The organism is Caulobacter sp. P1_D6, from assembly GCF_056406095.1.
This window is the reverse complement of sequence record NZ_JBFUAW010000024.1, coordinates 132,427-157,643: the sequence shown is the minus strand read 5'-3', so window position 1 is coordinate 157,643 and position 25,217 is coordinate 132,427. Positions and strand designations below refer to the sequence as shown.

The 25,217-nt window shown below is 66.9% G+C and carries 18 protein-coding genes, 2 pseudogenes and 1 riboswitch; of the genes and pseudogenes, 14 read left to right on the top strand and 6 right to left on the bottom strand.

Going from position 1 to position 25,217, the window contains the following annotated elements:
• Nucleotides 1-71: 71 nt before the first annotated feature.
• A pseudogene (locus AC1DYP_RS15180) lies at nucleotides 72-160 on the top strand (hypothetical protein); the annotation flags it as partial.
• A gap of 210 nt (nucleotides 161-370) precedes the next feature.
• Nucleotides 371-796, top strand: coding sequence for a response regulator (locus tag AC1DYP_RS15175; protein ID WP_477032911.1), 426 nt, complete (start codon nucleotides 371-373; stop codon nucleotides 794-796).
• A 49-nt stretch (nucleotides 797-845) separates the two neighbouring features.
• Here AC1DYP_RS15175 and AC1DYP_RS15170 read toward each other — a convergent pair whose 3' ends face one another.
• The 3 genes from AC1DYP_RS15170 to AC1DYP_RS15160 form a co-directional block, all read right to left on the bottom strand.
• Complete coding sequence (locus tag AC1DYP_RS15170) at nucleotides 846-1,931, bottom strand: PAS domain-containing protein (protein WP_477047020.1); 1,086 nt, start codon at nucleotides 1,929-1,931, stop codon at nucleotides 846-848.
• Between the two features lie 169 nt (nucleotides 1,932-2,100).
• Nucleotides 2,101-2,568, bottom strand: coding sequence for an SRPBCC domain-containing protein (locus AC1DYP_RS15165; protein WP_477047019.1), 468 nt, complete (start codon nucleotides 2,566-2,568; stop codon nucleotides 2,101-2,103).
• 162 nt (nucleotides 2,569-2,730) lie between these two features.
• Complete coding sequence (locus AC1DYP_RS15160; RefSeq protein ID WP_477047023.1) at nucleotides 2,731-3,471, bottom strand: EcsC family protein; 741 nt, start codon at nucleotides 3,469-3,471, stop codon at nucleotides 2,731-2,733.
• A gap of 120 nt (nucleotides 3,472-3,591) precedes the next feature.
• On the opposite strand from AC1DYP_RS15160, the gene AC1DYP_RS15155 reads away from it, so the two are divergent.
• From AC1DYP_RS15155 to AC1DYP_RS15120, 8 genes are all read left to right on the top strand, one after another.
• Nucleotides 3,592-5,208: an RNA-directed DNA polymerase gene (locus AC1DYP_RS15155; RefSeq protein ID WP_477047018.1), complete on the top strand. Its 1,617-nt coding sequence runs from the start codon at nucleotides 3,592-3,594 to the stop codon at nucleotides 5,206-5,208.
• Between the two features lie 113 nt (nucleotides 5,209-5,321).
• Nucleotides 5,322-6,023 carry a DnaA regulatory inactivator HdaA gene (gene hdaA, locus AC1DYP_RS15150; RefSeq protein WP_477047017.1) on the top strand — a complete coding sequence of 234 codons (702 nt, stop codon included), beginning with the start codon at nucleotides 5,322-5,324 and terminating at the stop codon, nucleotides 6,021-6,023.
• 389 nt (nucleotides 6,024-6,412) lie between these two features.
• Entirely contained in the window at nucleotides 6,413-8,644 is a 2,232-nt protein-coding gene (locus AC1DYP_RS15145) for an RNA degradosome polyphosphate kinase (protein ID WP_477047016.1), read from the top strand.
• An 8-nt stretch (nucleotides 8,645-8,652) separates the two neighbouring features.
• Nucleotides 8,653-9,093, top strand: a complete 441-nt coding sequence (locus AC1DYP_RS15140; protein WP_477047015.1) for a hypothetical protein — start codon at nucleotides 8,653-8,655, stop codon at nucleotides 9,091-9,093.
• A gap of 69 nt (nucleotides 9,094-9,162) precedes the next feature.
• A complete protein-coding gene (locus AC1DYP_RS15135) occupies nucleotides 9,163-10,650 on the top strand; it encodes a Ppx/GppA phosphatase family protein (protein WP_477047014.1) in 1,488 nt (495 codons plus the stop codon).
• A gap of 335 nt (nucleotides 10,651-10,985) precedes the next feature.
• Nucleotides 10,986-13,976 (top strand): TonB-dependent receptor domain-containing protein, encoded by a 2,991-nt coding sequence (locus AC1DYP_RS15130; RefSeq protein WP_477047013.1) that lies wholly within the window; start codon nucleotides 10,986-10,988, stop codon nucleotides 13,974-13,976.
• Between the two features lie 167 nt (nucleotides 13,977-14,143).
• Entirely contained in the window at nucleotides 14,144-14,422 is a 279-nt protein-coding gene (locus AC1DYP_RS15125) for a hypothetical protein (protein ID WP_477047012.1), read from the top strand.
• Between the two features lie 115 nt (nucleotides 14,423-14,537).
• Nucleotides 14,538-16,613, top strand: coding sequence for an ATP-binding protein (locus tag AC1DYP_RS15120; RefSeq protein ID WP_477047022.1), 2,076 nt, complete (start codon nucleotides 14,538-14,540; stop codon nucleotides 16,611-16,613).
• Here the strand turns inward: AC1DYP_RS15120 and AC1DYP_RS15115 are convergent.
• A complete protein-coding gene (locus tag AC1DYP_RS15115) occupies nucleotides 16,610-18,298 on the bottom strand; it encodes a response regulator (protein ID WP_477047011.1) in 1,689 nt (562 codons plus the stop codon). The genes AC1DYP_RS15120 and AC1DYP_RS15115 overlap by 4 nt on opposite strands.
• An 81-nt stretch (nucleotides 18,299-18,379) precedes the next feature.
• A complete protein-coding gene (gene rnd / locus AC1DYP_RS15110) occupies nucleotides 18,380-19,549 on the bottom strand; it encodes a ribonuclease D (RefSeq protein ID WP_477047010.1) in 1,170 nt (389 codons plus the stop codon).
• A gap of 112 nt (nucleotides 19,550-19,661) precedes the next feature.
• Here rnd and purM point away from each other — a divergent pair, with 112 nt between their 5' ends.
• The 3 genes and pseudogenes from purM to purN all read left to right on the top strand — a co-directional run bounded on the left by purM (nucleotide 19,662) and on the right by purN (nucleotide 21,400).
• Nucleotides 19,662-20,687, top strand: coding sequence for a phosphoribosylformylglycinamidine cyclo-ligase (gene purM, locus AC1DYP_RS15105; RefSeq protein WP_477047009.1), 1,026 nt, complete (start codon nucleotides 19,662-19,664; stop codon nucleotides 20,685-20,687).
• Nucleotides 20,663-20,816: pseudogene (locus tag AC1DYP_RS15100) on the top strand (hypothetical protein). The gene purM and the pseudogene AC1DYP_RS15100 overlap by 25 nt, the downstream one beginning before the upstream one ends.
• Nucleotides 20,817-20,818: 2 nt before the next feature.
• Nucleotides 20,819-21,400: a phosphoribosylglycinamide formyltransferase gene (gene purN, locus AC1DYP_RS15095; protein ID WP_477047008.1), complete on the top strand. Its 582-nt coding sequence runs from the start codon at nucleotides 20,819-20,821 to the stop codon at nucleotides 21,398-21,400.
• Here purN and AC1DYP_RS15090 read toward each other — a convergent pair.
• Nucleotides 21,397-22,047 (bottom strand): YoaK family protein, encoded by a 651-nt coding sequence (locus tag AC1DYP_RS15090; protein WP_477047007.1) that lies wholly within the window; start codon nucleotides 22,045-22,047, stop codon nucleotides 21,397-21,399. The two genes, purN and AC1DYP_RS15090, sit on opposite strands and share 4 nt — an antisense overlap.
• A 250-nt stretch (nucleotides 22,048-22,297) precedes the next feature.
• Nucleotides 22,298-22,387: riboswitch (glycine riboswitch) on the top strand.
• Nucleotides 22,388-22,779: 392 nt separating this feature from the next.
• On the opposite strand from AC1DYP_RS15090, the gene AC1DYP_RS15085 reads away from it, so the two are divergent.
• Complete coding sequence (locus tag AC1DYP_RS15085) at nucleotides 22,780-25,194, top strand: TonB-dependent receptor (RefSeq protein WP_477047006.1); 2,415 nt, start codon at nucleotides 22,780-22,782, stop codon at nucleotides 25,192-25,194.
• Nucleotides 25,195-25,217 lie beyond the last annotated feature (23 nt).

Below are 25,217 nucleotides of genomic sequence, written 5' to 3'. Positions count from 1 at the left end.
CACGCGCTTTGTCCCCGTTCGACGCCGACGGCGGGCGGGGCCTGCAACGCCAGGCTCCCCGGACACGCTGAAGTAACCCCCTCCAGCCCAGTCCCGCTCGATCGCCCCCCGCCGCCGCATCGGTCGCTGGCCATGCGCCCTTTCCATGCAACGAGGTGGGATCAGGATACGGGCGGTTTGGAGGATGAGGATAAACTCGGGTCGAGAAAGTTCAGGGCGTTGAAATTGCTGAACTCTGATCGCTGAGCGCCGAGCGTATACGCAGGCGGGGCCCCCGCTCACCTGTGCTCTTTGCGTCGCATACCCGACAAAAGCGCCGGAAAGCGCCGCAGGACGGGAACGGTTTGCGGCGTCGCCCGTACATCCCCCCATGTCGCGGGCAAGAATCCTTATCGTCGAAGACGAATACTTGGTCGCCGCTGATCTCGAGGCGGCGCTGGAAGAGCGTGGCTATACATCGGTGGGCATCGCGCCGGACCTGGATGCGGCGCTGCGTCTGGCTGCGGAGAAGCCTGACTTGGCCCTGGTCGACATCCACCTGCGCGACGGTCAGACCGGCCCGCTGATCGCCGAGCGCCTGGCGCGCGATTACGGCATCGCGGTGCTGTTCGTGACGGCCAATCCGCGCATGGCGCTGGCGGCCACGGCGCCTGGCCTCATCGGCGTGTTGAACAAGCCCTGCCACGAAGAGGTCGTCGCGGCCGCAGCGGCCTATGCCCTGGGCGCCGTCAAGGGCGCGCCCCTGCCCTCGCCTCCCGTCGGCCTGACCCTTCTCGAGGGCGCCACCCCGCTCTAGAGCCTTTTCAGGCGAAGCGGACACCGGCTCGAGCCTCGACCTGATGCAATCAGGTCGGGAAATGCTCCAGGTCGCGGCTGAGGCGCTTTATCAGCACCTTGATCTCCAGGCGCAGCCCGTCGCGGCTCCAGTCGCGTTGGATCACCCCGCCCAACTGCTGCTCCACGCTCATCTCGGCCAGTCGCGTGCCGAAGCCGATCCGGCCCGGCGGACCGTCGATGGCGGGCCCGCCGCTCTCGCGCCAGGCGATGCGGATTTCGGGGTCCTGACGCGTGATCTCGATCTCGATCCGCCCGTCGGCCGTCAACAAGGCGCCGTACTTGGCCGCGTTGGTCGCCAGTTCGTGGAATACCAGGGCGATCGGGGTCGCGCCCCGGTCGTCGACATCGACATCGTCGCCGCTGATCGCGATGCGACCCTCGGTGAAGGCGGGATAGGGACTGCAGATCTCGCGCAGCAGGCCCTTCAGCGTCGACCCGCCCAAGGCGGGCCGGGACTCTTCGCTATGGGGTCGAGCGAATTCGTGGGCGCGACCCAGGGCGGCGATCCGCTCCTGAAGGCCCTTGGCGAAGGTCCGCACCGAGGGATCCTGGCGGCTCGACAGGCCGATCAGACCGGAAACGACCGCGAAGATGTTCTTGATCCGGTGGCTGAGTTCGCGGCTGAGCAGCTCGTTCTGTTCGGCGGCCTGCTTGGCGTCGTGGATGTCGGTGCAGGTGCCGATCCAGCGCGAAATGGCGCCGTTGTCGTCGTAGACCGGCAGGGCGCGGCCCAGCGTCCAGCGGTATTCGCCCGACCGATGGCGCAGCCGATACTCGATCTCGTAGGGCTCGCCGGTCTCCAGGCTGCGGCGCCACCGCGCCCAGGCGCGATCCTGGTCGTCCGGGTGGAACATGCCGTTCCAGCCTTCGCCGTCGGTCGAGCCGTCGGGAACGCCGGTGAACTCGTACCAACGGGCGTTGTAATAGTCGTGGAAACCGTCGGCCCGCGTCGACCACACCATCTGCGGCATGGCGTCGGTGAGCACCTGCAGTTGGGCCCTGCTCTGGCTCAGAGCCTCGGCGTCGCTCGGCGCATCCAGCCACGGCGCGCGCATGACTTCCTCGCCCGCGCCGGCCGGGTTGGCGGTCGCCATGGTGTCGCTCTGCTTCAAAAACTCACCTTTCAGACCGCCCATTGCCCCTGCGTGGCGACACATCTCGGGCATGAGGCTCTCGGACGCCACAACAAAGCTGAGCTGGATCGATAAGGTTCCCGACGTTATCAGCGATAACGCTGTTGGGGACATCGCCCGAAAGCGTCGCCTATTCCCCCAGCCACGCCGCCAGCTTCTTCAGGCTTTCCTTCGAGCCTTCCGCGTTGTCGGCCGGCTTCAATCCGGGCGGCAGGTTCTCCGACAGGAAGGTCACCCGCGTGCCGCCCGGCGCGGGCTCCAGCGACACGGTGATGGTCATCTCGCCCTTCAGGGCCGGATCGTCGGTGTCGAACAGCACCGCCCAGACCACCTGGCGGCCCGGCTTGATGGCCGCGAAGCGCACGCGGGTGCGGTCCTCGCGCTCGGCGGTCTTGCCGACGGCTTCGGTCTCGCCCTCCGGATAGTAGAGCGACATCTCGAACCCGCCGCCCACCCGGCCGTCGAAGGCGTGCATCTCGCCCGTCATGTCGCCGGGCGGCAGCCATTGGACCAGGATCTTGGGGTCCATCAGGGCGTCCCAGACGGCGTCGGGGGCGGCGGGGATCAGGCGGCTGGCTTGGGTGGTCGGTGCGGGCATGGGGCGTAACCTACACGCCCAACACAAGCACCGTCATCCCGGACCTTGTGCCCGGGCCCCCTGGTTCAGCTGACGGTGAGATGCCTTGGCACGCTGGCGCGCCACACCTTCGCCCTTGCGGCGGATAGAGGGGTCCCGGGCACAAGGCCCGGGATGACGGTGTTAGGGGGTTATGGGCGAGAGCGCGCCCTGCTCCTGCGCCGCCACCCACCGCATCCGGTACGCCATCATCGCCGTCTTCCCCAGGTGGGCCGTCAGCCGCCAGTTGACCACGGCCCCGACCGGCGCGCCGACCACGGGCAGCAGCTGGGCCAGCTTGGCCAGGTCGATGTGGTCGCGATACTGCTGCTGGAACGAGCGCCAGTCGAAGGCCTTCAGGTCGGCGGGATGCGGCCGCGCATCCCAGTCGTCCATGGCCTCCAGCACCTTGATGCGGTGCTCGACGTCCGAGAAGGCCAGCTCGAAGATGTGCAGGATGTAGAGCCGCTCGCTCAGCACGCTCCCGTCATGGCCGTAGAGGGCGGCGATCTCGAACAGCAGCTTCAGCTTGAAGCTCATCAGCAGCGGGAAGTCGGCCGCCGCCAGCAGGAACCCGCCCGCCCCGGCCACCCCGCCCTCAGCCCCGGCGGCGGTCTTCCAGCCCTGGATGGCGGTGGCGACCTTGGCCTCGCGCTGCTCCAGGCTGGCGTTCTGGAGCGGCGAGGCCGTGGCGAAGTCCGCCCCGGTCAGGATCGCCCGGGTCATGCCCTCCATGGCGGCGGTGATCGCGGCGTGGACCTTCTCGGGAATGATCGTGTTGATCTTCCGCTGGACGGCGCGCGAGGCCTTGCCCAGCGCCCCGGCGGGCTTGGTGATGCGGGCGCGCCAGGCGGCGAGGTCTTGGGTGAGTGTCTGGGTGGCCATGACCAAAGGGTAGCTCAAGGCGTTTCGCTATCCACCATGCAGTCAACCTCCGCAGAACAAGCGAGCTTGAGCCAAAGCTCTACATTGTGTAGCTCTAAGATACGACCGGAGCGGCAATTAATGAATAAATCCGACCGACTCAAGGCGCTACTCGATAACGGCTATTTTCCGGAAGAATTACCCCCTCCGTTTACGACGAAGGATTTTGCTAAGTTTCGTGCGTCAATTGGCGATGCCTGGGCGCAACTCCAAAACTACCCAAAATCATCTCCAGAAATTTATAATGTTCCTCGCACTCGTGCGCGCCGCCGCGATCTGTCAATAGTCAATCCCGTCGCGCAGTATTATCTTTCAAAGATAATTTCCGACGAATGGGTCAGAATACGTGACCACATTCAAGGTGGCAGCTTGAGTGTTGATAAGATTATTATAGATGCCGACGGCTCTAGGGCTGTTCCATCACCCGATTTCGCCCTTGTGGCAAGGCGGAAGTCGGAGATTTCAGCGTGCTATAATTATGCGTTGGCGGCGGATATATCGCGTTTCTATAGCACGCTATATACGCATGCCGTCGCGTGGGCTCTCGAAACGAAGCCTTGGTGCAAAGCAAACCTAAATACAGCGCCCTATCACGCATCTTTAGGTGCTCGATTGGACACTGCGGTCCGAAAAGGGAACGACAATCAGACCTTGGGGATCCCTGTTGGCCCTGACACGTCTCGAATCGTTTCGGAAATAGTTGCGGTTTGCATAGATAGAACACTTTCTGATCGCCTTGGCGTCTCTCCGATAAGGGCGCTTCGAAATGTTGATGACTGGTTCGTCGGCTTTGATACGCTGGGAAAGGCAGAGGATGCGATCGCAGTTGTAGCAAATTGTTGTCGAGAGTATCAACTTGAGGCGCATCCAGACAAGACTACGGCTCGCGAAATGCCATGGTTCAATGAATTGCCTTGGCCAACAGCGTTAAATCAAATTAGATTCTCCGCATTCCAAAAGAAGCAACTTAAAGACATTCAGCATTTCTTTACGCTGGCATTTGATTTTGCAAAACAGTATCCAGACGACAATGTCCTGAATTATGCCGTCAAGGTAACAAGCTCATCATTGATAAATTCTGCCAATTGGCGAGAATACGAAACATATTTACTTAGAATTGCTCGCGCCAACCACACCACGATTCCTACAATCGTACAAATACTCACAAACTACAATGCTTCCGGTGCGGATATAGATAAAGATCGCGTTGGAAAATTATCAAAGGATTTGATTGATCAGTGCGGACCTACAGGCAGGCACGCCGAGGTCGCGTGGGCATTATTCCTGGCTAAAGCTCTTAGGATCGAACTTAATCACAATTGTTTTGACTATATAGTTAAAATGGAAAGCTCAGCGTGCGCACTTCTGACTCTTGACATTAAATCTAGAGGCCTAATAGGAGGTCAGATTGACACATCGACCTGGGAAGCTTCACTAACGACTGAAGGATTGAATTCGTCGATGTGGCTTTTGGCTTACGAAGCAAAACTAAAAGGTTGGCTTCAAGCGGTTGACCCAAATTATGTTAATGATCACCAACACTTTTCTGTCCTTTTATCTAAAGGGATATCGTTCTACAACCCAAAGAAGAATGTCCCCCACATAAAGTCTAACAAGGCTGGACCTGCTGGAGAAAATATTCAAGATCAAGGACATAACCTTCAATATTTCGTCGGCATGTCGGGTTTCGCGTTCTAGCCAATCCACACCTCCCCGCCCCTCATCCCCAGCCAAACCGCCCTGCCACCTCGCCCTCCCCCGCGACGCGCCCTATATCTCCGGATACCGAGTAACCACGTCCGGACGCCGCCTTGCCCCGTCAGTTCCGACTGCCGCTGACCGCTCCGCCCTGCTGGGACCGGGAGTCGTTCGCGTCGTCGCCGACCAATCTCGAGGCGCTGGAGAGTCTGGACGCCTGGCCGGCCTGGCCCGACGGCCGGCTGGCCCTGGTCGGGCCGGCGGGCACGGGCAAGACGCACTTGGTGCGTGATTGGGCCGCGCGAACTGGAGCCGTGACGATCGAGGCGGCTTCCAAAGGTAATGCATCCCTGGACCTTGCCTCGCTGCGCGGCCGGCCGCTGCTGGTCGAGGACGCCGACCGCCGCGCTGAAGGCGACCTGGTCGACGACGAGACCCTGTTCCACCTGATCAACATGGCCGGGGTCGACGGCGGCAGCCTGCTGCTGACCGGCCGCCTGGCCCCCGTGGCCTGGGAGGCGGCGGTGCCCGACCTGCGCTCGCGGCTCAACGCCCTGACCGTGGCCCGCATCGACGAGCCCGACGACGTGGTGCTGCAGGCGGTGCTGCGGCGCGGCTTCGAGGCCGCGGGCATCCGCCCGGCGGTCGACCTCTATCCCTATCTGATGGCGCGGCTGCCTCGGTCGGCGCCGGCGGCCCTGGCCGCGGTGGCGGCCCTGGACGAGGCGTCCATCGAGCAGGGGCGCGAAGTGAACAAGGCGCTGGCCCTGGCGGTGCTGGATTTCGGGTCTGACGACCAGGATGACGAGGGCTGATCCCAGCTCGGTGCGTGGTCCTCGTCCTTCGACAGGCTCAGGATGAGGACCATCTGTGAGGCGCGGCGCTGGAAAACCCTCATCCCGAGCTTGTCGAAGGACGAGGGTTTCGCCCCGATCACCCTACCGTTGTCATCCCGGACAAGGCCCAACGGGCCGCCGATCCGGGACCGCCGGAAGCGCCTGCGTTCAGGCGTCGGTCCCGGATCTTCACGCTGCGCGCTCGTCCGGGATGACAAGCCCATTTGCCGGATGAGTTGACGGCAAACCTTTGGGAACTTCTCTCAGGCAAAGCTTGCGACGCCGTGGCGTGGGCGGGCGCCAAGACCCCTTTGTCTTGCTCCTGTCACCACCGTCGTTCACTCTGGACACGGTAAATGGAGTTCCCGATGCCCGACGACGCCACCGCCCTCGACCTGCCCGCCGCGCCCTCGCCGGCCGCGCCGGACCTGGCGGGCCTGCGGCTGGACGAGGAGCTGGCGGGCTCGCCCGAGCGGTTCTTCAACCGCGAGACCTCGTGGCTGGCCTTCAATGTGCGGGTGCTGGAAGAGAGCGCCAATCCGCGCCACCCGCTGCTGGAGCGGCTGCGGTTCCTGTCGATCTCGGCCAACAACCTCGACGAATTCTACATGGTCCGCGTGGCCGGCCTGAAGGGCCAGGTGCGCGAGGGCGTGCGGGTGGTCAGCCAGGACGGGCTGACGCCGGGCGAACAGCTGGCGCGGATCAACGCCTCGGCCGCCGAGCTGATGGCCGAGCAGCAGCGGATCTGGAGCGGCGTGCGGGCCGAGCTGTGGGGCGAGGGCCTCAAGCTGCTGGACGCCAAGGACATCGTCGGCCCCGACCGGGAGCGGGCCGAGGAACTGTTCCTGACCCGGATGTTCCCGGTGCTGACGCCGCTGGCGATCGATCCGGCCCACCCGTTCCCGTTCATCCCGAACCTGGGCTTCTGCCTGGCGCTGAAGCTGCGGCGGATCGCCGACGACAAGCACCTCTACGCCCTGGTGCCGGTGCCCAGCCAGGTGCAGCGGTTCTGGGAGCTTTCCCAGGCTCCGGCCAAGAGCACGCGCAAGCGCGAGCGGCGGATCGTGGCGCTGGAAAGCTTCATCATCCTGTTCCTCGACCACCTGTTCCCCGGCTACGAGGTCGAGGGCCGCGGCCTGTTCCGCCTGATCCGCGACAGCGACCTGGAGATCGAGGAAGAGGCCGAGGACCTGGTGCGCGAGTTCGAGGCGCGGCTGAAGAAGCGCCGGCTGGGCCGCGTGGTGCGGGTCAAGATCCAGACCACCATGCCCGAGGACCTGCGTAACTTCATCATCGAGGGCCTGCGCGCCCAGCCCGAGGACGTGATCCTGGTCGACGGCAAGCTGGGCCTGGCCCAGATGGCCGAGTTGATCCCGCCGGACCGTCCGGACCTGAAGTTCAAGCCCTACAACGCCCGCTTCCCGGAGCGCGTGCGCGACCACGGCGGCGACTGCTTCGCGGCGATCCGCGAGAAGGACATCCTGGTCCACCACCCGTTCGAGAGCTTCGACGTGGTGGTGCAGTTCATCCGCCAGGCGGCTCGCGACCCCAACGTGGTGGCGATCAAGCAGACCCTGTACCGGACGTCCAAGGACAGCCCGATCGTCGCGGCCCTGATCGAGGCGGCCGACAACGGCAAGAACGTCACGGCCCTGATCGAGATCAAGGCGCGGTTCGACGAAGAAAACAATCTGAAGTGGGCTCGAGACCTGGAGCGCGCCGGCGTCCACGTGGTGTTCGGCTTCGTCGACTGGAAGACCCACGCCAAGCTGTCGGTGGTGGTGCGGCGCGAGGGCGAGGCCCTGCGCACCTACTGCCACTTCGGCACCGGGAATTATCACCCTCAAACAGCCCGGGTTTACACCGATCTGTCGCTCTTCACCTGCGACCCGGCCATGGGGCGCGACGCGGGCAAGCTGTTCAACTTCATCACCGGCTACGCCCAGCCGCACGGGCTGGAGAAGCTGAGCTTCTCGCCCGAGACGCTGAAGCCGGACCTGCTGACCCTGATCGCGGCCGAGGCCCGCAACGCCCGCGAGGGCAAGCCGGCGGCGATCTGGGCCAAGATGAACGCCGTGGTCGACCCGCAGATCATCGACGCCCTCTACAGCGCCAGCCAGGACGGCGTGCAGATCGACCTGGTCGTGCGCGGCATTTGTTGTTTAAGACCTGGGATTGCAGGCCTGTCGGAGAACATCCGGGTCAAGAGCATCGTCGGACGGTTCCTGGAGCACGCCCGCGTGGTGGCCTTCGCCTGCGGCGGTCCGATGCCCAGCGCCCAGACCCGGGTCTTCATCAGCTCGGCCGACTGGATGCCGCGCAACCTGGACCGCCGGGTCGAGACCCTGGTCCCGGTCGAGAACCCCACCGTGCATCAGCAGGTTCTGAACCAGATCATGGTCGCCAACCTCAACGACGAGGCCCAGAGCTGGAACCTGGACCCCGAGGGCCACTACGCCCGCGACCCGGCCTGGGACCGCAAGGGCGCCTTCTCGGCCCACGAGTATTTCATGACCAATCCCAGCCTGTCGGGCCGGGGCCACAAGGTGAAGGACCTGCCGCAGGCGTTCGACCACGTCGGACCGCGCAAGCGGGGCTAGAGGCGCGGATGCGGCCTCTCCTCGTCGTCCTCGCGGCGCTGGGCCTGACCGCCTGCGGGCCGCGCCCGGCCGAGCAGGCGCAGATCTGCGCGATCTTCGCCCTGCCCGGCGTTCCCGGCGACACCGATGTCGGCGACGCGGGCGACCTGGCCTGGGCCAAGGTCCACGAACGCGCGCTGTTCAAGTCGGGCGTGATCTACGGTCCGGGCTGGCAGGTGATGGGTCACGGACGCTCGTGGGGCCATTGCCGGGTCCGGCCCAAGCCGATCGAGCACCTGCTGGTCAGCCCCGACAGCGCCTACGCCATGACCAAGGGCGGGCGCCGGGCGAACGGCCATCCCGTCAGCTTCGGCTCCTGCTACTACGAGAAGGGCCCGGCGGGCTGGCGGCTGCGCGCCTGCCGGCGAACGCTCAACGATCCGGCGCCTTTGGTCGGCCTGAAGCGTTGACCTGTGGACCGCGAAAGCTTTTTACCCGTCCCGCCTTCCCCTCCCCGCCCAATGCGCTAAACCACCCTCATGCCTTTTGCGGCGCCGCGCGACGCGGCCGTTATCGATATCGGCTCCAATTCGGTCCGCCTGGTGGTGTACCGGCTGGAAGGCCGCGCCATCTGGACCGTCTTCAACGAGAAGGTCCTGGCGGGGCTGGGCCGTGACCTGGGCGCCGGCGGCAGGCTGAACCCCGAGGGCGTCGCCCAGACCCTGGCGGCGCTCAAGCGCTTCCGCGCCGTGCTGGAGGCCGTCAAGCCGGCCGAGACCTTCATCGCCGCCACCGCCGCCGTGCGCGAGGCCAAGGACGGCGCCGACTTCGTCCGCCAGATCCAGGTCGAGACCGGGTTTCCCACCCGTGTGCTGTCGGGCGAGGAAGAGGCGCGCTACGCGGCCCTGGGCGTGCTGGCGGGCGCCCCCGACGCCACCGGCGTGGTCGGCGACCTGGGCGGCGCCAGCCTGGAGCTGATCCGGCTGGAGGCCACCGGCGCGGGCCTGGGCGTCACCTTGCCGCTTGGCCCGTTCAGCCTGGGCGTGTCGGAGGGCTTCGACCTGGAGAAGGTGCGACGGCTGTGCGCCCAGCGCCTGGCTCCCGTGGCCGAGGCCTTCAAGACCGACGTCTTCCACGCGGTCGGCGGCGCCTGGCGCAACCTGGCCCTGCTGCACATGCGGCTGAGCGGCTATCCGCTGCACGTCGTCCACCAGTACAGCATCAGCCGGGCCGAGGCCCTGGACGCCGCCCGCCTGGTCGCCCACCAGTCGAAAAGCTCGCTCGAGCGCATCGAGGGCATGAGCAAGAAGCGCTCGGAGACCCTGCCCTACGCCGCCGTGGTGTTGGAGCAGCTGATCGAGAGCCTGGACTTCAAACGCATCGAGATCTCGGCCTACGGCGTGCGCGAGGGCCTGCTGTTCGAGGCCATGCCGCCCGGCGTGCGGCGGCTGGACCCGTTGATCGAGGGCTGCGCCTCGCTGGGCGCCAGGCAAGGCGTGGCCGACGAGCTGGGCGCGGCGCTCGACACCTGGCTGGCGCCGGCCTTCGCCCAGTTGCCGCCCTGTTTCGGCGAGCGCGACGCCGTCCTGGCCTCGGCCGCCTGCCGACTGGCCGACCTGGGCGCGCGCCTGCACCCGGACCATCGCGCCGATCTGGTGTTCGAGCAGGTGCTGCGCGCGCCGATCGCCGGTCAGACCCATCCCGAACGCGCCTTCCTGGCCGCCGCCGCCTTCGCCCGCCACGCCACGGCCTTCGATCCTCCGGAGATGGACGTGCTGGAGCGCCTGCTCTCGCCCGCCCGCCTCCGGCGCGCCCGGGCCGTGGGCGCGGCCATCCGCCTGGGCTGCGACCTGTCGGGCCGCAGCGCCCCGCTTCTGGCCCGATCGCGCCTGATCATCGACAAGGGCGACCTGCTGCTGACCGCCGAGCCGGGCTATGCCGACCTGCTTCTGGGCGAGCAGACCGCCAAGCGGGCAGGCGCCCTGGCCTCGATTTTAGGCTTGAAGCTCAAAATTACAGCACTGTGAAATCTTGGGGCGGGAGCGCCCTGAGGTTGCGGTTCTGACGCCGCGACGCCAAATTCCCGCGTCCGAGCAATTGCACATATCGAATAACGAGCAATTCCACGCCCTGACGTTGAGGGTCGGACCGTGCCGGTATGTGTCCAAAAAACAACGTTACGTTTCATTAATGCAATGATTGTTGACCGAACGTCCCATCGGTCAGTAGCCCTTCTGCAACCGCACTCAGAAAACCTGAGTCGCCGGCCGTCATAGCGCCATCAAGAGGCGCCTGAAACATTGGGGGTTACCACCTTGCAAACTAAACCCATGCGCGCACGCCTCATGGCGTCGACGATGATTTGCGGCGCCGCCTTCGCCGTCCTCGGCGCTGGCCAGGCCGTCGCCCAGACCGCACCCCCGGCCGCGCCGGCTCCCGAAGACACCCAGGTCGAAGAGATTGTCGTCACCGGCTCGCTGTTCCGCCGCACCGACACCGAAACGCCCTCGCCGGTCACCGTGATGACCTCGGAAAACTGCAGCGCGCCGGCCTGACCACGGCCACCGACGCCATCCGCTCGGTTTCGGCCGACGGCGCTGGTTCGATCGGCACCGGCTTCCAGAGCGGCTTCAGCGCCGGCGGCTCGGCCGTTTCGCTGCGCGGCCTAGGCGTCTCCTCGACCCTGGTCCTGATCGACGGCCTGCGCTCGGCCAACTTCCCGATCAACGACGACGGCCACAACGCCTATGTCGACCTCAACAGCATCCCGTTCAGCCTGATCGAACGCATCGAAGTGCTGAAGGACGGCGCCTCGTCGACCTACGGCGCCGACGCCATCGGCGGGGTCGTCAACCTGATCCTCAGGCAGCAGTTCGAAGGCGTTTCCGGCAGCGCCGAAGTCGGCCAGAGCCAGGAGCGCGACGCGCGCCACAAGGCGTTCGACCTGACCCTGGGCTACGGCGACTACGCCGAGAAGGGCTGGAACGTCTATATCAACGGCGAGTACCAGAAGGACGGGCGGGTCACCAACCACAGCCGCGGCTTCCCCTACAACAACCAGGACCTGACCTCGATCGGCGGCCTGGACAACAACACCGCCGACAGCACCCTGACGACCGCCACCCCCACGGCCGTCGTCGTGCGCACCACCCAGAGCGACCTGAACAACCCGCTGACGGGCGGCGTGACCCCGTTCGCCGACGGGACCTATGTCGACTCCACGGGGGCGACCCAGCCGTACAGCAACTACTCCTCGCTAGGTTTGGGCACGTGCCTGGCCGGGACCTACACCGTCACCGGCGGCGGCGCCCGCGGCACGGGCTGCAAGTACAATCTGGTCGACCTCTACAACCAGATCGCCCCGAAGCAGGAGCGCTACTCGGTCAATGGCCGCCTGAGCTTCCGGTTCAACGAGAACGTCGAGGGCTACCTGACGGGCAGCTTCTCGCACGACATGGTCAGCATCAAGAACCAGCCGCGCGCCCTGCGAGCCACCCAGCCGTTCGGCGGTTCGGCGAGCCTGGCCTCGACCAATCCCGGCATCGTGCTGCCGGTCTGGATCTGCACCTCGGGCGTCAACTGCGCCGACCCGGCCGCGGCCGGCCGTCGCCTGAACCCGAACAACCCCTACGCCACGGCCTTCGCCGGCAACCCGTCGCAAGGCGCCGCGCGGATCTACTACCTGTTCGGCGACATCCCGGCCGGCAGCGACCGCACCAACGAGGTCTTCCGCGGCACGGCCGGCCTGAAGGGCAGCATCGACGGCGACTGGAACTGGCGCGTCGAAGCCGTCGGCGCCAAGGACGAGCTGGAAATCGAGCAGTTCGGCTTCCTGAACATCGCCAACCTGCTGAACGCGATCAACACCGGCAGCTACGACTTCGTGAACCCGGGCAACAACAGCGCCCAGGTCCGCAACTTCATCTCGCCCACCGTGACCACGCCGTCGCACTCGACGATGTATTCGCTGGACGCCTCGATCACCAAGAAGCTCTGGACCCTGCCCGGCGGCGACATGCAGCTGGCCGTCGGCGCCCAGATCCGCAAGGAAGAGCTGGTCAACAACAACCAGAACGCCAAGCTGGACACCTATACGCTGACCACCTCGTCGGCGTTCGGCAAGCACACCGTCTCGGCCGGATATTTCGAAATCCTGGCTCCGGTGCTCGACCAGCTCGAGATCAACGCCTCGGGCCGGTACGACCACTATTCGGAAGGCTTCAGCCACTTCTCCCCGAAGGTCGGCGTCAAGTACACGCCGATGCGCCAACTGGCCTTCCGCGGCACCTACTCCCAGGGCTTCCGCGCCCCGACCTTCGCCGAATCCGGCGCCCGGTCGCAGTACGCGGGCTTCTCGACCTTCACCCCGCCGACCTCCTTCCAGAACGCCCACGGCGGCACGGTGGCGGGCGGCAACACCAACCCGTACGCCCAGGCCTATTCGCTGGGCGGCGGTTATGTCGGCAATCCGGACCTCAAGCCGGAAACCTCGCGCAGCTTCACGGCGGGCGTGATCGTTCAGCCCACCCCGTGGCTGAGCATGACGGTCGACTACTACGACGTGAAGAAGTCGGACCTGATCGTCGCCGGTCCGGCGCTCGGCGCGGCGCGCACCGCCTACTACACCAAGACCAATGTCACCGACGCGTGCGCCGCGGTCGCGGCCGTGGGCCCGGGCTATTCGTGCAACCTGGTCGACGGCATCGACCCGCTGTTCCCGACGGCCCTGCCCCGCGTGCTGATCATCAACGCGCCGTTCGTCAACGCCGACTACTCCAAGACCTCGGGCGTGGACTTCTCGGCCACGGCCAGGGCCGACCTGCCCTACGACGCCAAGCTGACCAGCCGCCTGGAAGTCACCCACGTGCTGAAATACGACCTGCACACCGCCACGGGCGTGCAGAAGTACGCCGGCACCCTGGGCCCGTACCAACTGTCCTCGGGCAACGGTACGCCGGACTGGCGGGGCAACTGGCAGAACACGGTCGAGTGGGGCCGCTACAGCCTGTCGGCCACCGCCTACTATGTCGGCAAGATCAAGTCGGTCGCCGCGGACCAGCGGGCCGACGTCAGCTGCGCCACCGGCAATCAGTACTATCCGGGCACGTCGGCCGCGAACCAGGAGATCGGCAACCGCTTCTGCTACATCAAGAAGTTCGTGAACGTCGACGTGAACGGCACGGCCCAGATCACCGACGCGGTCCAGGTCTACGGCAACATCGGCAACGTCTTCGACAAGGAGGCGCCCGTCGCGCCGGGCGCCTATGCCAGCGCCCCGAACTACCTGACGACCTTCCACTATCCCGGCCTGATCGGCCGGACCTTCAAGGTCGGCGTGCGCTTCACCTACTAGGCGCCGCATCCAGACGAAGAGACGGGGCCGGTTCCGAAGGGAGCCGGCCCTTTCTTTTGGGCGTTTCGGCGCCCCGCGACATGCCGCCACACAGAACCTTGCTCGACGAGCACGGTTTGTTATCCACAGGCGTCGCAAGCTCCACCACATCAAAGGGGAGCACATCCATGCAGAAGCAGCGGATCGCCGAAGTCGAACACGTCGAAGACCACATCGTCGCCTTTCCCGCGTCCCGCTCGCGGCCTGAACTGAGACTCGCCAACGAAAACGACGTGTCGGTCGTCGGTCCGGCCCGCCGCCTGCAGAGCGACCTGGCCCACGCCTTCGCGGCCGACGCCGGCTGGTCGGTCAAGCGCACGGTCATCGTCGGCTGCGTGTTCCACGCCGTGATCCTGGGCTCCCTGGCCCTGGCGGCCGGCAACCTGGTCCCGCACATCGCCCGCTAAGGCAGCGGAACGCCCTGTCGTCGAACGACGTTACGCAGGCGCGCAACCTTTACCGTTTCAACACGCGCGCATGCAATCTGGGGACATGGGCAGGGGGATAGACATCTTGAACGGCATGCCGGCGGGTCGCCGCGCGGTGCGCAGTCTGCTGATCCTGGGGGCGATCGTCACGACGATCGCCATCCTGGGCGGCTGCGCCCTGCTGGCCTTCGCCGCCGTGGCCGTCGACCGGCTGCAGGCGCGCGAAGAGCACGTCGTCGTCGAGCAGACGCTGGAACGATCCCTGGACCGGCTCGACAGCGACGTGGCTGCCGCGGCGGTCTGGGACCAGGCCTTCGAGACCATCCGTCCAGGCGTCGACCTGGCGTGGATGGACGGCGAGATGGGCTCCTACTACGCCAACAACCGCGGCGACGATCTGTCCGTCGTGCTGGATTCCGGCAACCGCCCTTTCTACGCCTGGGTCGACCAGGCCCGCGCGACGCCGCAAAGCCAGGCGAAGATGGTCGCCGCCGCCGCGCCCCTGATCGCCGAGGTCCGCCGCCAGGAAATCGCGGCGGCCAGGCTTCCCAAACCGACCGATCCGAACATCGCCACGGTCGCCGAAACCGCTCACGGCGTTGTCCGGGTGGACGGGCGGATCTATCTGGTCGCCCTTTCGACGATCACGCCGGAAAAGGCCGCGAGGCCGCGCGGCGAGAGTCCGGCGATGATCGTGATCTGCGCGCAGTTGGCTGACCGCCACCTGCTGCCCGCCCTGGCCAGCGAGATGCGCATTCGCGGGCCTCGCCTGCTGGCGGATCGGCCCGCCGACGGCGTGGCCGTCGCCCTGCGCGGCGCGGATGGCAATATTCTGAGCTGGCTGGCCTGGTCGCCCAAGCAGCCGGGCCTGGACGCCGTTCGCCAGGCCGCGCCGCTGGTCCTGCCGGGCGTCCTGCTGCTGCTTGTCGCCGGCCTGGCCCTGGCGCTGCGCATCCGCCAGGTGCTGCGCGAACTGGACGCCTCCGAGGCCGGCCAGAAGGCGGCCCTGGTCGAGGTGGTCGATGCCCGCGATCGCGCCCAGAGCGCCAACCTCGCCAAGTCGCAGTTCCTGGCCAATATGAGCCACGAGATCCGCACGCCCCTGAACGGCGTGCTGGGCATGGCCCAGGTGATGGAGCAGAGCGGCCTGGGCTCGCCGCATCGCGAGCACCTGAAGATCATCCGCGACAGCGGCGAGACCCTGCTGGCCATCCTCAACGACGTGCTGGACCTGTCGAAGATCGAGTCCGGCCGTTTCGAGCTCGACGACCACGTGTTCGACCTGGCCCAGACCGTGGCCGCCGCCTGCCGGCCCTTCGCCCTGCTGGCCCACCAGAAGGACGTCCAGTTCGTCACCGAGATCGCGCCCGACGCCCATGGGGCGTGGTGCGGCGACAGCGTGCGCCTGCGCCAGGTGCTGTCGAACCTGGCGTCCAACGCCGTGAAGTTCACCCCCGACGGCCGGATCCGGCTGAGCGTGGAGGCGACGCCCGAGGGACTGACCTTCACCCTGACCGACACCGGCATCGGCATCGCCCCCGAACACATCGCCAGCCTGTTCGAGAAGTTCGTCCAGGCCGACAGCTCGACCACCCGCAGGTTCGGCGGCACGGGCCTGGGCCTGGCGATCTCGCGCGAGCTTGTCGAGCGGATGGGCGGGACCCTGCGGATGGACAGCGCCCCGGGCAAGGGCTCGACCTTCGTCTTCCGCCTGCCGTTCGCGCGGGCCGACGCCGCCGACTACCTGGACCCCGCGCCCGGCGAGGGCGACATCCGGTCCCTGCGCATCCTGGCGGCCGAGGACAACGCCACCAACCAGTTCATCCTGCGCGCCCTGCTCGAGCCGGCCGGCGTCGACCTGCACACCGTGGCCAACGGCCGCGAGGCGGTGGACGCCTTCCACGCCGACGACTTCGACCTGATCCTGATGGACGTGCAGATGCCGGTGATGAACGGCATCGAGGCCACCCGGGCGATCCGCGAGCGCGAGACCGAACACCGCCTCTCGCCGACCCCGATCCTGGCCCTGTCGGCCAATGTCATGAGCCACCAGGTGGCCGAATACGCCCTGGCTGGCATGGACGGCGTGGTCGCCAAGCCTGTCGACGCCGGCAAGCTGATCGAGGCGATCGCCGCGGCGATGGAACGCGGGACCGCCCAGGCGGTCTAGACCGCCTGCCCCTCCAGGGCTCGGGCCAGCGCCGCGTGCAGTCCGACGACCTCGAACGGCTTCTCGACGCAATCGGTCATGCCCGCCGCCACGCACGCCTCACGCTCGGCCGGCGAAACGCCGCCGGTGACCGCGATCACCGGCGTGACCGTGTTCGGTCCCTGGGCGCGCAGACGGCGCGTGGCGTCCAGCCCGTCCAGACCCGGCATGTTGACGTCCATCAGGATCACGTCGAACCGCCGCGCGCTGGCGATCGTCAGGGCCGCCTCGCCATCGGCGGCGGTTTCGACCCGCAGCCCGAGCGCGCGCAGGATCTGGTCGAGAACCCGGCGATTGACCTCGTGGTCGTCGACCACCAGGGCCGTCGGGGCGCCGGCGAACACCTGCGGTACGCTCGCCCGGGGCGTGGGCTCGGTCGGCGCGACGCCTTCCGGGGCCGGCAGGCTCAGAACGAAGCGCGCGCCGCCGCCGGCCGGAGCCTGGGCGACCAGGTCGCCGCCCATCAGCTGGGCCAGGTCACGACTGATCGACAGGCCCAGCCCCGTGCCGCCAAAGGTCCGCGCGGTGTCGGCGCCCAGCTGGTCATAGGCGGTGAACAAGCGCGACAGCTGCTCGGCGGTAAGACCCGGCCCCGTGTCGCTGACCGCCACGCTCAGCAGCCAGGCTTCGCCCTGGCGACGGGCCTCGACGGCGATCTCGACCCGGCCCTCGGCGGTGAACTTGATGGCGTTGGACAGCAGGTTGTTGAGGATCTGGCGGATGCGGACGGGATCGCCGCGCAGCCAGGCCGGCAGATCACGGCCGCCCGTCATCTTCAGCGACAGGCCCTTGGCCTTGGCGCCCGCCCGCCAGAACCGCACGGTGTCGCTGACCAGGGCCTTGGGATCGAAATCCAGGACCTCGACGCTCATGCGGCCGGCCTCGATCTTGGAATGGTCGAGCAGGTCGTTGAGCAGGCTTCGCATCATGGCTCCGGCGTCGGCGATCAGGGCGCCCTTGTCCTGGGTCCGGGCGTCGGCGCTGTCTCGCGCCAGATCAGCGGCCCCGCTGAGGATCGCGCCCAGCGGCGTGCGCAGTTCGTGGCTGACCATGGCGATAAAGGCCGACTTGGCCGCCGTCTGGGCCTCGGCGATCCTACGCGCGGCGCGTTCGGCCGCGAAGGTGCGGTGCGACCAGGCGAACACCAGGCCCAGCACCAGGGTGAACAGCCCCACGCCGACGACATAGTACGGCGCCATCCGGTCCTGCGCCGTGTCGCTGACGAACGGCAGGACGAACATGTAGGCCATGTGCGGCGTCACCGCCGCCACGAAGGCCGCCACGCAGCCCTCGGCGCCCATCAGGGCGGTCAGCACCGAACCGGTGGCCAGCACCACGGCGGCGGCGGACGCAATGGGCGTTCCGATCGCCCACATCGGTACGACCACCCAACCGAATACGACGGCCAGGAGGACATCGGCGGCGATGGCGTACGCCACGGCGCGACCGGGCGCGGGCCGTTTCAGGAAGTCCCTGAGCGCGGCGTATTCGACGAGCTGGGCCACCAAGCTGGCGACGCCCCAGGGGATCAGGAAGGCGAAGGTGGACCGCCACCCCAGCATCGCGCAGAGCACGACGATGATGAAAACGCGCAGCGGAATCTGGCGCTGATGGGAAACCGCCGCGGGCCTATAGGCTTCGGCCAAGCTGTCCCATGTCACACGCACACCAAAGTCCCCCGACCGAGCTGACGCCGGACGCTGGAGGACCGCGATCCTCCCGCGCCCTTAGTCCGGCTTGGGCGCGCGGCGCACTTCCACCACACGAACACGGGTCCCGTCCAGCACTAGAGCCAGTTCGCCGCGCTTGATCTTCAGGGCGTCCGAACCGAACGCCTCCAGCCGCCAGCCTTGCAGGGCGGGCGTGTTGGCCTCGTCGTCGGCGGCGATCTTTTCCAGGTCCGAGACGGTGGCGATCAGCTTGGAGGCCACGCCGGCCTCCTCGGCGCGGGCCTTGAGCAGCACCTTCAGCAGTTCGACGACCGCGCCGGCCGAGGCGGGCGGCGGCGGGCCGGACTTTTCGAGCACCGGGGCGTAGCCCTCGGGATCGGCCAGGGCGGCCTTGATCGCGGCCAGCAGGTCGGGACCGAACTTGGAGCCGCCAAAGCCCTTGGGCACGCTGCGCAGGGTGTTGAGCCCGTCCAGCGAGGTCGGGGCCTGGGTGGCCAGCTCGTCGATGGCCTCATCCTTCAGGATGCGGCCGCGCGGCTGGTCGCGGGTCTGGGCGGTGCGCTCGCGCCAGGCGGCCACGGCCTTGAACACCGCCAGGTACTTGGCGGCGGTCTTGCGCGGACGCAGGCGGCGCCAGGCCTTCTCCGGATCGACGTCGTAGGCGGCCGGATCGTTGAGCGCCTTCATCTCCTCTTCCACCCAGGCCAGGCGTCCGGCCTTTTCGAGGCGGTCGCGCAGGATGGGGAACAGGGTCGCCAGGTGGGTGACGTCGGCGACGGCGTAGGTCAGTTGGGCGTCGCTCAGCGGGCGACGGGCCCAGTCGGTGAAGCGGCTGGACTTGTCCAGTTCGATCTTCAGCATCTGGCGGACCAGGGCGTCGTAGGCGATCTGCTCGCCGAACCCGGCGGCCATGCCGGCCACCTGGGTGTCGAACAAGGGCGTCGGCATGGCGTTGAGATTGTTGAAAATCTCGACGTCCTGGCGAGCGGCGTGGAACACCTTCAGGATCGAGGGATCGCGCAGGACCTCGAGCAGCGGCTCAAGGTCGATGCCATCGGCCAGCGGGTCGATACAGGCTTCGGTGTCCGGCGAGGCCACCTGGATCAAGCACAGCTTGGGCCAGTAGGTGGTTTCGCGCATGAACTCGGTGTCCACGGCGATGAAGGGCTGTCCCTTCAACTCATTACAGAACGCCGCCAGCTCAGCGGTAGTGGTGATCGTCGTCATCGGCTGCTAATAGCCTCGCGCACCCCCGAGTCTGCAAGCACAAGCTTGAGGTGTGCGGCAAGTTTCCTTTCAAAAACGGCCCGTTGGGCCGTCTTCGAGCCAGAGCGAACGCATGAGCGACCCCCAGAACGGCCTTACCTACGCCCAGGCCGGCGTCGATATCGATGCGGGCAACGCCCTGGTCGAGGCGATCAAGCCCCTGGCCAAGGCCACCCGGCGCCCCGGCGCGGACGGCGGTCTGGGGGGCTTCGGCGCCCTGTTCGACCTGAAGGCGGCCGGTTACGACGACCCGCTGCTGGTCTCCACCACCGACGGCGTCGGCACCAAGCTGCGCATCGCCATCGACGCCAAGATGCACGCCACGGTCGGCATCGACCTGGTGGCCATGTGCGTCAACGACCTGCTGGCCCAAGGCGCCGAGCCGCTGCTGTTCCTCGACTACTTCGCCACCGGCAAGCTGGACCTCGAGGTCGCCAAGAGCGTGGTCGCCGGCATCGCCGACGGCTGCAAGCTGGCCGGCGCGGCCCTGGTGGGCGGCGAGACGGCCGAAATGCCGGGCATGTACAGCGACGGCGAATACGACCTGGCCGGCTTCTCGGTCGGCGCGGTCGAGCGCGACGGCGTGCTGCCCAAGCTGGACAAGCAACGGGCCGGCGACGTGATCATCGGCATCGGCTCGTCGGGCCCGCACTCCAACGGCTATTCGCTGGTGCGCCGCGTGGTCGAGCGCTCGGGCCTGGCCTGGGACGCCCCCTGCCCGTTCGAGGAGGGCAAGACCCTGGCCGAGGCCCTGATGGCCCCGACCCGCATCTATGTGAAGTCGATCCTGCCCCTGCTGCAGTCGGGCCGGGTCAAGGGCGGCGCCCACATCACCGGCGGCGGCCTGATCGAGAACCCGCCGCGCTGCATCGCGCAGGGCCTGGTCCCCGAGTTCGACTGGAACGCCTGGCCCCTGCCCCCGGTCTTCGACTGGCTGCAGCGCGAAGGCGGCATCACCGACCACGAGCTGCGCCGCACGTTCAACTGCGGCGTCGGCTTCATCCTGGTGGTCGCGGCATCGGACGCCGAGCCGGTGCTGGCCGCCCTGCTGAACGCCGACGAGGACGCCTTCATCTGCGGGCAGTTGGTCGCGGCCTAGGCCCCGCGTCCTTCGAGGCTCGGCTTCGCCTCACACCTCAGGATGAGGAACCTGGGTTGCTTCTGAATTCCTCATCCTGAGGCGCCCGCGCAGCGGGCCTCGAAGGACGCAGAGCGCATGAAGAGTTGATCATGACCCAACGCACCAAGGTCGCCGTCCTGATCTCCGGCCGGGGCTCCAACATGGAGGCCCTGGTCCGGGCCGCCCAGGATCCCGCCTGCCCGTTCGAGATCGCCCTGGTGCTGTCGAACAAGCCCGAGGCCGGCGGCCTGGTCACCGCCGCGGCCGCCGGGATCGAGGCCCTGGCCGTCGACCAGAAGCCCTTCGGCAAGGACCGCGAGGCCCATGAACGGGCCATCGACGCCGCCCTGCGCGAGCGCGGGATCCAGGTCGTGGCCCTGGCCGGATACATGCGCATCCTGACGCCGTTCCTGGTCGAGGCCTGGGAAGGTCGGATGCTGAACATCCATCCGTCCCTGCTGCCCGCCTATCCGGGACTGGACACCCACGGCCGAGCCCTGAGCGCCGGCGAGGTCGAGGCCGGCTGCACCGTCCACCTGGTCACCGCCGGCGTCGACGAAGGCCCGGTCCTGGGCCAGGCCCGCGTGCCGATCCTGCCCGGCGACACCGAGCACATGCTGAGCGACCGCGTGCTGGAGCAGGAGCACAAGCTGTATCCGGCGACGTTGGCGGAGTTCGTGCGCGGGCTCTAGGCGGCGCCAGCCCGCCGCTCGGCCCAAGCGCTGCTCGCCGCCAGGACCGCCAGCAGGCCCGCCGGCGCCCATAGGGCCGAGGTCCCCATCCTGAGATAGGCCGCCGCGCCCAGCGCGCCGCCGAGGCTGAGGCCCGCCCACAGCAGGGCATAGGGCCCCCAGGCCCAACGATCGCCGCCGCTCAACGCCGCGGCGATGCGCTGCCCGGCCTTGACCAGGGCCCCGGTCATGTAGGTCAGGCCAACCCCCACGTCGCCGTTGCGCTGGAACACCGCGTTCTCCGCGCCCATGGCCAGGACCATGGCCGCCGCCCCGGCCACGTCGAAACCCGTCGCGAAGAGACCGGCGCTCGCGGTCAGCAGCGCCGCCTCCAGGGCCAGGATGGCTGACCGCCTGTCCTCGCCGACCCGTCGGGCGACCAGCGCGCCCAGGACGACGCCGACGACGAACAGGCCGATCAGCGCCAGGGCGGTCCGCGCCGTCGTCCAATGCCCCATCGCCAGACCGACCCCCAGCCGGGTGGAGTTGCCGCTCATGAACGAGACGAAGAAGCCGCCGAGCTGGAGAAAGCCGATGGCGTCGACATAGCCGGCGATCGCCGACAATCCGGCGGCCAGCACCACCTCGCGTCGGCGATAGTCCTTCATGGGCGCCCCTCGATGGCCTTCGTCCGATCGTCGCCGATCCCCACGCGGCCTGTCATGGAAAATCAGCGACCAACCTTCTCGTGGGGTCTCGGCGAACCGAAACGCCCTCGACTTGCACCAGGGCGAACTTCGGTGCGTTGCGACGCCGGGAAAAGCGGCTGTGGCTGCGTCCCTGGGCGGCGCCTCGCGACAAGCCGTCAAATCGACGCCGCCCTAAATTGACGCACGGTCTGTTGCGGATCTGACTGACGGTGCTCTCGCGGGAGAGATCGGGCCCCGGCCCGGCGCTGAAGGCGAAACCGCCCCGGAAACGCTCAAGCAGAAGGACCGCGACGGCCTCGAAACGCTGGAAAGCAGGGCGCGTCTGCGTGCGCCCTCGCCGAAGGAGCAAGGCGCCCTCGTCGATCGGACGGGGCGCTGAATCTCTCAGGCGCCAAGGACAGCGGGGGTGCGGAAGGCGAGCCACGTCGGTTCGCCACGACCCTCGCGTGGACCTTCATGACCTGATCCTCAAATCGGATATCGCCATTTCGAACGTATAGACGTTTTGCGTGATAGTTTCCGTGACTATCGCGCCACAACTATTTGCGCCTACAATCTAGTAGATGATCGATGGTCATAATTTATACATGAATGTGCCAATTTTGACCGCGCATTTATATTCACAACTCGGGCAGCCTTTCTAAGTTTACTGCGATAGGCAGACCATCGAGCTTGGCCTCAGTCAAAAGATTGGGGATAATCATGACGAACACGCGTCTTTCACCGGCCTCGCGCCATTTCCGGGCCTTGCTGCTGGCCGCCTCGGTGCTCGGAGGCGCGACGCCCGCCCTGGCCCAGGAGGCAGACAAGAGCTCGACCGTCGACGAACTGGTGGTCACCGGGGCCCGGGTGTCGGAGGCCAGCGTCGCCATCGGCACCGACCACGCCACCGCCACGGTCTCGATCACCCGCGAGGCCCTGTTGTCGGCCCCGGCCGGCGTGACCGGCCTGAAGATGCTGGAGAGCCTTCCCGGCTTCAACGTCCAGGCCAACGACGCCCTGGGCATGTACGAGTTCGGCAATTCGGTCTCGGTGCGAGCCTTCAACTTCCAGCAGATCGGCTTCCTGCTGGACAACATCCCGATGGGCCGCAGCGACCAGTTCGGCGGCAGCCCGATCTACCGCTATGTCGACAACGAGAACCTGCTGCGCGTGACCGCCTCGTCGGGGGCCGGCGACGTCTCGCTGCCCAGCTATGCGTCGCTGGGCCCCATCGTCGATTACTTCACCCAGAAGCCGTCCGACGAATTCGGCGGCGCGGCCAGCGGCACCCTGGGCAGCGACGCCCTCAAGCGGGGCTTCCTGCGCCTGGAGACCGGCAAGATCGGTCCGGTTTCGGCCTATGTCAGCGGTTCATGGATCAAGGGCGACCTGTGGCGCGGCCCGGGCACGATCGACCGCAAGCACTATGAGGGAAAGCTGCGCTACGAGCTGCCGACCGGCGGCGACATCACCTTCCAGACCGTCCACAACGACTATTTCGACTATGACAGCCCCTCGATCACCAAGCTGCAGTACGGCGGCCGGGCCGGCGACGTGTTCGGGCGATCGGGCCGCGACTTCGCCTATATCGGCTATGTGCCGCCGTCGGGCGCGCCGGGCACCGCGGCGTCGTCCTCGAACCTGCCGCGCACCCTGATCAACGGCGTGGAGGGCCCGACCTATTCCAACGCCAACTACGCCCAGTACTACAAGTTCGCGGTCAACAAGCGGAAGGACCACCTCTACGGCCTGACGATCGACACCCCGATCACCGAGACGCTGAGCGTGGTCGCCACCGGCTATTACGAGGACAAGGGCGGCTATGGCGTCTCGCCCGAGGCCTACGCCACCTCGCTGACCAGCTACAACAACGAGCGCCTGATCGTGCCGGGCCTGACCGCGCCCAAGGGCATCCAGTACGGGCTGTCAGGCGTGGACGGCACGCGCAAGGGCGTGACCGGCAAACTGGCCTGGGAAGTGGGCTTCAACACGCTGGAAGTCGGCCTGTGGCTCGAGGACGACGACTATCACCGCACCCAGGCGCGCTACAACGTGCAGAACGGCAATCCGGACGGCGCGCCGCTGCTGAACGAGCCGGTGCACCTGCAGCGCAACTACACCTCGACCCGCCAGACCACCCAGTACTTCGTCAAGGACACCCTGAGCCTGATCGACGACCGGCTGAAGATCGAGCTGGGCTTCAAGGGCACCGATATCGACTACGAGATCAGCGGCTACCGCAATCCGGCCGACTACATCAACAAGCGCCAGCCGACCTTGAAGGACAACTGGAAGGACGGCTTCCTGCCGCAGGTCGGCCTGGTCTACAACGTCAACGGCCGCGACCAGGTGTTCTCGTCCTATTCGGAGAACATGGCCCTGCCCCGCGGCGCCGACGACGTGTTCTCGGCCGCCAGCCCGCTGGTGGCCGGCCCCGATCCCGAAACCGCCAAGAACCTGGAACTGGGCTATCGCGCCAACCGCGCGACGTTCAACGCCTCGTTCGTGGTCTACAGCACCAAGTTCGAGAACCGCCTGCAGTCCTTCGCGGCCGAGGTGCCCGGCAGCGGCGGCCAGACCGAGACCTTCTTCCAGAACGTCGGCGCGGTGAAGGCCTACGGGGCCGAGTTCAGCGGCCAGTGGAAGCCGGACCTGCTGGGCGGCAAGGTCTATTTCAACACCAACCTGTCGTACAACAAGTCCAAGTTCCAGGACGACATCCCCAACTACTTCGCCACCGTTCAGCCGGCGACAGGAACGCGCACCCTGTATCTGGACGGCAAGATCGTGCCCGACTTCCCCACCTGGGTGATGCAGGCCGGGGTGACGGTCGAGCCCTTCGACGGCTTCGTGTTCAACTTCTCGGGCCGCCGGATCACCGACCGCTACACCAACTTCGACAATTCCGAGGAGGTGGGCGAGTACACGATCTTCAACGCCTACCTGGATCTCGGCGACGGCTTCGGAGCCGGCCCGTTCAAGCAGATCAAGACCCGGGTCAATGTCGATAACATCTTCGACAAGGACTACCTGGGCACGATCGGCACCACGGTGAACACCGCGGCCACCTTCCGGCCCGGCTCGCACCGGACGATCCAGTTCACCCTCTCCGCCGACTTCTAGGTCCACGATCCGGCCGGTCTCTC